The sequence below is a fragment of the Stenotrophomonas sp. 05L44_2 genome, assembly GCF_056665995.1.
In genome coordinates this window covers 1-7,589 of sequence record NZ_JBFTNR010000156.1, presented here as the reverse complement: position 1 = coordinate 7,589, position 7,589 = coordinate 1, and the positions used below count along the sequence as shown (strand labels likewise).

10 protein-coding genes and 1 pseudogene are annotated in these 7,589 nt (G+C 65.6%); 2 read left to right on the top strand and 9 right to left on the bottom strand.

What is annotated here, in order from left to right; all coding sequences use genetic code 11:
* On the top strand, positions 1 to 581 hold a 581-nt coding region (locus AC1VAN_RS07455; RefSeq protein WP_480985551.1), incomplete at its 5' end, for an NUDIX domain-containing protein.
* 5 nt (positions 582 to 586) lie between these two features.
* Positions 587 to 829: pseudogene (locus AC1VAN_RS07450) on the top strand (oxidative damage protection protein); the annotation flags it as partial.
* 20 nt (positions 830 to 849) lie between these two features.
* Here AC1VAN_RS07450 and AC1VAN_RS07445 read toward each other — a convergent pair.
* The 9 genes from AC1VAN_RS07445 to sdhC all read right to left on the bottom strand — a co-directional run bounded on the left by AC1VAN_RS07445 (position 850) and on the right by sdhC (position 7,574).
* Entirely contained in the window at positions 850 to 1,299 is a 450-nt protein-coding gene (locus AC1VAN_RS07445) for a DUF6491 family protein (RefSeq protein ID WP_025878820.1), read from the bottom strand.
* A 132-nt stretch (positions 1,300 to 1,431) separates the two neighbouring features.
* Entirely contained in the window at positions 1,432 to 2,145 is a 714-nt protein-coding gene (lolD, locus tag AC1VAN_RS07440) for a lipoprotein-releasing ABC transporter ATP-binding protein LolD (protein WP_032977862.1), read from the bottom strand.
* On the bottom strand, positions 2,138 to 3,379 hold the full coding sequence (locus AC1VAN_RS07435; protein ID WP_025878818.1) for a lipoprotein-releasing ABC transporter permease subunit: 1,242 nt from the start codon (positions 3,377 to 3,379) through the stop codon (positions 2,138 to 2,140). Before AC1VAN_RS07435 ends, lolD begins: the two co-directional genes overlap by 8 nt.
* Positions 3,380 to 3,402: 23 nt before the next feature.
* Positions 3,403 to 3,852 carry a hypothetical protein gene (locus AC1VAN_RS07430; protein ID WP_032977865.1) on the bottom strand — a complete coding sequence of 150 codons (450 nt, stop codon included), beginning with the start codon at positions 3,850 to 3,852 and terminating at the stop codon, positions 3,403 to 3,405.
* A complete protein-coding gene (locus tag AC1VAN_RS07425; protein ID WP_032977868.1) occupies positions 3,803 to 4,051 on the bottom strand; it encodes an FAD assembly factor SdhE in 249 nt (82 codons plus the stop codon). The genes AC1VAN_RS07430 and AC1VAN_RS07425 overlap by 50 nt, the downstream gene beginning before the upstream one ends.
* Positions 4,052 to 4,124: 73 nt before the next feature.
* Complete coding sequence (locus AC1VAN_RS07420; RefSeq protein ID WP_080149146.1) at positions 4,125 to 4,910, bottom strand: succinate dehydrogenase iron-sulfur subunit; 786 nt, start codon at positions 4,908 to 4,910, stop codon at positions 4,125 to 4,127.
* Positions 4,911 to 4,976: 66 nt separating this feature from the next.
* Positions 4,977 to 6,767 (bottom strand): succinate dehydrogenase flavoprotein subunit, encoded by a 1,791-nt coding sequence (gene sdhA, locus AC1VAN_RS07415; RefSeq protein ID WP_480985550.1) that lies wholly within the window; start codon positions 6,765 to 6,767, stop codon positions 4,977 to 4,979.
* 31 nt (positions 6,768 to 6,798) lie between these two features.
* Positions 6,799 to 7,185, bottom strand: coding sequence for a succinate dehydrogenase, hydrophobic membrane anchor protein (gene sdhD, locus AC1VAN_RS07410; RefSeq protein ID WP_025878813.1), 387 nt, complete (start codon positions 7,183 to 7,185; stop codon positions 6,799 to 6,801).
* Positions 7,182 to 7,574, bottom strand: a complete 393-nt coding sequence (gene sdhC, locus AC1VAN_RS07405; RefSeq protein ID WP_025878812.1) for a succinate dehydrogenase, cytochrome b556 subunit — start codon at positions 7,572 to 7,574, stop codon at positions 7,182 to 7,184. Before sdhC ends, sdhD begins: the two co-directional genes overlap by 4 nt.
* Positions 7,575 to 7,589: the final 15 nt, after the last annotated feature.

Here is a 7,589-nt window from a genome sequence, read left to right as displayed (position 1 = left end):
AGGTCGCCCAGGTGCCGGCTGGACGCATGGCCGACTACACCCAGGCGCAGATGGACCTCGGTGCCACGGTCTGCAGCCGGTCCAGACCGGCCTGCGTGATCTGTCCGCTGCAGGCCGATTGCGTGGCACGTCGCGAAGGCCGCACCGCCGAGCTGCCAACCGCAAAGCCAAGCAAGACGCTGCCCGAACGCGAGGCGGTGGCTTTGCTGCTGCGCGACAAGCAGCAGCGCGTACTGCTGCAGAAGCGGCCGGACACCGGCATCTGGGCACAGTTGTGGACGCTTCCGCAGGCCGAAGCGGGCAGCGAGCTGCAGGACTGGTTCGACGTCCACGTCGATGGTTCGCTGGAAGATGCCGAGGAGCTGCCAGTGCTGCAGCACACCTTCAGCCACTACAAGCTGCACCTGCAGGTATTGTCACGGCAGGTGCGCGGCCTGCGCGTGGAAGAACCCACGCTGCGCTGGGTTGGCGCCGCCGAACTGCCTGCACTGGGCTTGCCTGCCCCCATCCGCAAACTGCTTGAGGGCGCGCCCATCAAGAGCCCGAAGCGAACTTCCGCAAAATCCCGCAACCACGAGTGAGTGCCATGCCCCGAACCGTCTTCTGCCAGTACGAACAACGCGATGCCGAGGGCCTGGACTTCGTGCCTTACCCGGGGGAACTGGGCCAGCGTGTGTTCAWCCACATCGGCAAGCCGGCGTGGACCGCATGGCTGGCRCACCAGACCATGCTGATCAACGARAACCGCCTTTCCCCGCGAAAGCCGGAGCATCGCGCCTTCCTGGAGACGGAACTGGTGAAGTTCCTGTTCGAGAAGGACGCGGAGAGGCATGGCCCGGCGCTACCGCTCTATTTCGCGGATTCCTCGCGCTCCTGCACCTGCGCCTGGCGCAGCTCCTGCTCGGAGGCGCGTAGCGCCTTCACGTCCAGCTTGCGTATGGTCTTGATGAAGCACGGCATGCGCGGGCCAGCGGTCGGGTCACGTACCAGCACCTTGTCGAACGGCGCCGAGACGCGGTTCATCCGGCTGGTCAGGCCGATGGCGGTCGCATACGACAGATCCTGGCAGGGACCATTCAATTCCAGCAGGTAGGCCTCGCTCGGACGCGTCCAGACCGCCAGCGCACTGTCGCCCAGCTCGGTCCAGCCATTGAGGCTGCCGAAGAACTGCATGTCCTTCTGCGGTGCGCCGGCGTGGGCACGATACAGCTCCAGCTTCTCGGCACTGCCCAGGCGGCCGGTGGTGGCACAGCCAGCCAGAGCCAGGCACAGCCCGGCGATCAACAGTGGTGTCTTCATGGCCATCTCCACGGGGGAACTGTGCCGATCATGCACCCGCCGGGGTGGTGCCGGCGCAACGGCCGGCAGCCTGGTTCAGGCCCTGCATCGAATCCGGTAGTCGCCAACCTTGGTTGGCGCTTGCCCGGCCGCTCAGACGTCGGCGTGGGCCAGCGCGTGCAGGCGCCCTTCGCGCAGCTCCAGCACCCGGTCCAGACGCCGTGCCAGCGAGCGGTCATGGGTCACCAGCACCAGGCTGGTATGCCGCGCACGGTTGAGCTCCAGCATCAGCTCGAACACGGTCGCAGCGGTGCGGTCATCCAGGTTGCCGGTCGGCTCGTCGCCCAGCACGCAGGCCGGGTGATTGACCAACGCGCGCGCCACCGCAGCACGCTGGCGTTCGCCACCGGACAGTTCGCCGGGCTTGTGGTCCAGGCGATGGCCGAGGCCGACCGATTCCAGCAGCGCAGTCGCACGCGTGCTGGCCTCGGCCACCGCGGTACCGGCCAGCATCACCGGCATCATCACGTTTTCCAGCGCGGTGAATTCCGGCAGCAGGTGGTGGAACTGATAGACGAAACCCAGCGCCTGGTTGCGCAGCAGGCCGCGCGAGGTGTCCGACAGCGCCGACATGCGCTGGCCGGTGACATAGACCTCGCCCGCAGTCGGCGTATCCAGCCCGCCCAGCAGGTGCAGCAGCGTGCTCTTGCCGGCACCGGAGGCACCGATGATCGCAACCGTCTCACCTGCAGTCACCGTCAGGTCCAGCCCGTCGAACACCGGTGTCTGCATGCGCCCTTCGGCGTAGGTCTTGCCCAGCCCTTCGGCACGGATCACTTCATCGCCGCGGTTGAAGACCTTATTCATAGCGCAGGGCCTCCGCCGGCTGGGTGCGTGCTGCCCGCCAGGCGGGATACAGAGTGGCCAGGAAGCTCATCAGCAGCGCGACCAGGGTGATCACCACGATGTCGCTGGTCTGCATGTCGGTCGGCAGGCCGGTGATGTAGTACACATCCTCCGGCAGCAGCTTGACGTTGAACACCGACTCGATGGCGCCGAGGATGCGTTCCAGGTTCAAGGTCAGGGTGATGCCGCCGATCAGGCCGGCAAGGGTGCCGAAGATGCCGATCAGCGAGCCCTGCACCATGAACACCTGCATCACCCCGCCCGGGGTCAGGCCGAGGGTGCGCAGGATCGCGATGTCGGCCTGCTTGTCGGTCACCAGCATCACCTGCGAGGACACCAGGTTGAACGCGCCCATGGCGATGATCAGCGAGAGCAGGATGCCCATCACCACTTTTTCCATGCGCARCGAGTGGTACAGGTTGGCGTTCTGCTGGGTCCAGTCGCTGACCCGATAGGCACCGCCGAGGTTCTGCGCCAGGTCCACGCCCACCTCCAGCGAGCGGTCCATGTCATGCAGTTTCAGGCGCACGCCGGTGGCGCCATCGGAACGCAGTACGCGCTCCAGGTCTTTCATGTTGGCAAAACCCACACCGCGATCGACCTCGTTGTAACCGGCCTCGAAGATGCCGCTGACGGTGAAGCGCTTCATCCGCGGCACCGCGCCCGCTGGCGTGCCCTGCACTTCCGCGAAGGTCACCAGCACCTGGTCACCGACGTCCACGCCCAGCCAGACGGCCAGTTCCTTGCCCAGCAACAGGTTGAAGCTGCCCGGGGTCAGGCTGCCGTAGCTGCCCTTGGTGACCTTCTTGTCGATCACCGACACCTTCGGTTCCAGTGCCGGGTCGATGCCCTGGATGATCGCACCCTGCACGCGCGGGCCGCTGATCATCGACTGGATCTCGATATACGGCGCAGCACCGGCCACGCGCGGATCCTTGTTGGCCACATCGACCACGCGCATCCAGTCCGGCATCGGTTCGCCGTCGCGGCTGATGGTGGTGTGCGCGGTCATCTGCAGCAGGCGGCTGCGGATTTCCTTCTGGAAACCGCTCATGACCGCCAATGTGGTGATCAGCACCGTCACCCCGAGCGCGATGCCCAGGATCGATGCCATCGAAATGAAGGAGATGAAGCCGTTGCGGCGCTTGGCGCGCAGATAGCGCAGGCCAATGGCCACGGGAATGGGTTTGAACATGCAGGCACGCCAGTCGATTCAGCCTATGGTGCCACCGACCGGGGCCGACGGGAAACGCTTCGTGCGGCCACGGCCAGTCGCAGTTCACGTCGTTGTGCGCGATCAAGCACGTCCGGCCAGAACAACAGGCGCCTGCGACGCCAGCCCTCGCGCCAGTGCAGCAGCAGCCAGGGCCCGCGCACCACCAGCCGCGGCTCGGCAATATCGCCGCCGTCCAGCCGCAGCAGCTCAGGCAGGGGCGGCAGCTGCAGCACGACAGGGCGCCGCCGCAGGCGCCAGGCCAGCTCAGCCAGGCCAAGCGCCCAGACCCCGATCAACGCCGGAAGCAGATGCGCGGACGGCAGATCCGAAGCATGCAGCAGCCACGGTGCGGCCAGCAGTACCGCCAGCTGGGCGCCGGCCTGCAGCCGCGACGGGCGCCACTCAAGGCTTGAGGGCGAGGATCCTGTGCATGAGGGGGACGGCGTGTGCATGCGGGCAGGCCTCGTAGCCCATGAACCAGCGCCACAACTTATCGTCCTCGCAATCGAGCAGGAACAGGAAAACCTCGCGGTCTTCGGTCGGCGCACTGCTCCATTCGCGGTCCAGGTAGCGACCGAACAACTGGTCCAGTTCGCGCATGCCGCGCCGGCAACGCCAGCGCAGCTTCTTCAGCAGGACTTCTTCATCCATTGTGTTTCTCCAGATACAGCAAAGCCACGCATGGCGTGGCTCTGCTGGGGTCATGCAACTACCCGGCACCGTATCAGGCGCGGCGTTCCATCATCAGCTTCTTGATCTCGGCGATCGCCAGCGCCGGGTTCAGGCCCTTCGGACAGGTCCGGGCGCAGTTCATGATGGTGTGGCAGCGGTACAGCTTGAACGGATCTTCCAGATCGTCCAGGCGCGCACCGGTGTCCTCGTCGCGCGAATCGATGATCCAGCGGTAGGCCTGCAGCAGGATCGCCGGGCCCAGGTAACGCTCGCCGTTCCACCAGTAGCTCGGGCAGCTGGTCGAGCAGCACGCGCACAGGATGCACTCGTACAGACCATCGAGCTTCTTGCGGTCTTCCGGCGACTGCAGACGCTCACGGTCCGGCGGTGCCGGGGTCTGGGTGCGGATCCACGGCTTGATCGAGGCGTACTGCGCGTAGAAGTGGGTCAGGTCCGGAACCAGATCCTTGACCACGTTCATGTGCGGCAGCGGGTAGATCGGCACTTCCTTCTTGCCGCAGTCCGAGATGGCTCGGGTGCAGGCCAGGGTGTTGGTGCCGTCGATGTTCATCGCGCACGAACCACAGATGCCTTCGCGGCACGAGCGGCGGAAGGTCAGGGTCGGGTCGACCTCGTTCTTGATCTTGATCAGCGCGTCCAGGACCATCGGGCCGCAGGCGTCCAGATCGACGTCATAGGTGTCGGTGCGCGGATTGCTGTCGTCGTCCGGACTCCAGCGGTAGATCTTGAAGGTGCGCACGTTCTTGCCGCCGGTCTTGGCGGGGAAGTGCTTGCCCTTCGTGATCTTGGAATTCTTGGGGAGTGAAAACTCGGCCATGGCTGCTCTCGTTGGCTCAGGCGGCCCGCGCCCGGGGGCGCGGATTGCATGTTAGGCGGGGTCGGATCAGTACACGCGCGGCTTCGGCGGCACCACGGACACGTCATCAGTCAACGTGTACATGTGCACCGGACGGTAGTCGAAGCTGCACTTGCCCTTCTCGTCCACGCTGACCAGGGTGTGCTTCTGCCAATTGACGTCGTCGCGGTCCGGGAAGTCCTCGTGCGCGTGTGCGCCGCGGCTTTCCTTGCGCTGCTCGGCCGAGTTGATCGTCGCCACTGCATTCAGCAGCAGGTTGTTCAGCTCGTAGGTCTCGATCAGGTCCGAGTTCCAGACCAGCGAACGGTCGGAGACCTTCACGTCCTGGAACGAGTCGAAGATCTTGTCCATCTTCTCGCAGCCTTCCTTCAGCGTCTGGCTGGTACGGAAGACCGCCGCGTCGGCCTGCATGGTGCGCTGCATGCGATCGCGGATGACCGAAGTCGGGGTATCGCCGTTGGCGTGACGCAGCTTGTCCAGCAGGCCCAGCGCCTTGTCGCAGGCGTCGGCCGGCAGGGTCTTGTGCGCCGCGCCCGGGGTGATCGTCGCCGCGCAACGGTTGGCCACCGCACGCCCGAACACCACCAGGTCCAGCAGCGAATTCGAACCCAGGCGGTTGGCACCGTGCACCGAAACGCAGGCCGCTTCGCCGATGGCGTACAGGCCCGGCACGACCGCATCGGGGTTCTCGCCGTCCTTGCGCACCACTTCACCGTGGTAGTTGGTCGGGATGCCGCCCATGTTGTAGTGCACGGTCGGAATCACCGGGATCGGCTGCTTGTGCACGTCGACGCCGGCGAAGATGCGCGCGCTCTCGGCGATGCCCGGCAGCTTGTCGTCGATCACGCCCGGGCCGAGGTGGGTCAGGTCGAGCAGGATGTGGTCCTTGTGCTCGCCCACGCCACGGCCTTCGCGGATCTCGATGGTCATCGAACGGCTGACCACGTCGCGCGAAGCCAGGTCCTTGTAGTGCGGTGCGTAACGCTCCATGAAGCGCTCGCCGCTGCTGTTGCGCAGGATGCCGCCTTCACCGCGGACACCCTCGGTGATCAGGCAGCCGGCGCCGTAGATGCCGGTCGGATGGAACTGCACGAACTCCATGTCCTGCATGGCGATGCCGGCGCGCATGGCCAGGCCGCCACCGTCGCCGGTGCAGGTGTGCGCCGAGGTGGCGCTGAAGTAGGCGCGGCCGTAGCCGCCGGTGGCCAGCACCACGCCCTGGGCGCGGAACAGGTGCAGCGTGCCGTCGGACATGTCCAGCGCCAGCACACCACGGCAGGCGCCTTCGTCATCGAAGATCAGGTCGAGTGCGAAGTACTCGATCATGAAGCGTGCGTCGTGCTTCAGCGACTGCTGGTACAGCGTGTGCAGCATCGCGTGGCCGGTACGGTCGGCCGCCGCGCAGGTACGCTGCGCCGCCGGGCCTTCGCCGTACTGGGTGGTCATGCCACCGAACGGACGCTGGTAGATCTTGCCTTCCGCGGTGCGGCTGAACGGCACGCCGTAGTGCTCGAGCTCGATGATCGCCGGAATCGCTTCACGGCACATGWAYTCGATGGCGTCCTGGTCGCCCAGCCARTCCGAMCCCTTGAYGGTGTCGAASAWGTGSYARCGCCAGTCGTCCTSGCCCATGTTGCCGAGSSYGGCSGAGATRCCGCCCTGGGCSGCMACGGTGTGCGAACGGGTCGGGAAGACCTTGGTCAGGCACACGGTCTGCAGGCCCTTGGCGGCCAGGCCGAACGTGGCACGCAGGCCGGCGCCGCCGGCGCCCACCACGACCATGTCGTACTTGTGTTCGGTAATCTTGTAAGCGGACATCTAGTCTGGATTCCTGTCTTGGCGCCTGGGCTCAGGCAACGCCGAGGGCGATGCGGCCCACCGCAAACACACTGACGATCATGCCGAGCACGGCAACGAACTTCACCGCGGTCTGCAGCACCAGGGCCAGCAGCGATTCGTGGATGTAGTCCTCCAGCACGACCTGCAGGCCGAGCTGGGCATGCCAGAACATGGCGATCAGCAGGCCGATCAGCGGAACGGCGTTCCACGGCTTGGCGATCGCGGCGGTGGCGGTCACGTAATCCGAGCCCAGCAGGCCCAGCACGAACACCAGGAACCAGATGCCCAGCACCACCAGCGCGGCGGCGGTCAGGCGCTGATGCACGAAGTGCTCGGTGCCGGTCTTGGCCGAACCGAGACCGCGCACGCCCTTCAACGGGGTACGGAACTTGCTCATGCGGCACCTCCGAACAGCACATAGGCCCACACGGCCAGGGTGATCAGCAGGCTGCCGATCACCGACATCCAGCTGCTGCGGATGAAGGTGGCAATGCGGAATCCGATCGCGAAGTCCTGCACGATATGGCGGATGCCATTGCACAGGTGATAGGCGAACGACCATGTCCACGCGAACAGGAACACGCGGCCATACCAGGCCCCGGCATGGCCGGTGAAGCAGTTCCAGGATTCGGGCCCCATCATCAGAGCCAACAGGCCTCCGGCGATGATGAGGGCACCAACAGACAGAAAGACGCCAGTGGCTCGATGCAGGATCGAGGTGGCCATCTGAATCTGCCAGCGATACACCTGAAGGTGCGGAGAAAGGGGACGTTGTCTGGTCGCCATTCGCTGGGCTCGTTG

Bases quoted from the DNA above. Each gene is read 5' to 3' on its own strand.
- lolD (WP_032977862.1), bottom strand. From the start codon at position 2,145: ATGAATAAGGTCTTCAACCGCGGCGATGAAGTGATCCGTGCCGAAGGG.
- sdhC (WP_025878812.1), bottom strand. From the start codon at position 7,574: ATGGCGACCAGACAACGTCCCCTTTCTCCGCACCTTCAGGTGTATCGC.
- AC1VAN_RS07445 (WP_025878820.1), bottom strand. From the start codon at position 1,299: ATGAAGACACCACTGTTGATCGCCGGGCTGTGCCTGGCTCTGGCTGGC.
- AC1VAN_RS07420 (WP_080149146.1), bottom strand. From the start codon at position 4,910: ATGGCCGAGTTTTCACTCCCCAAGAATTCCAAGATCACGAAGGGCAAG.
- AC1VAN_RS07425 (WP_032977868.1), bottom strand. From the start codon at position 4,051: ATGGATGAAGAAGTCCTGCTGAAGAAGCTGCGCTGGCGTTGCCGGCGC.
- AC1VAN_RS07430 (WP_032977865.1), bottom strand. From the start codon at position 3,852: ATGCACACGCCGTCCCCCTCATGCACAGGATCCTCGCCCTCAAGCCTT.
- sdhD (WP_025878813.1), bottom strand. From the start codon at position 7,185: ATGAGCAAGTTCCGTACCCCGTTGAAGGGCGTGCGCGGTCTCGGTTCG.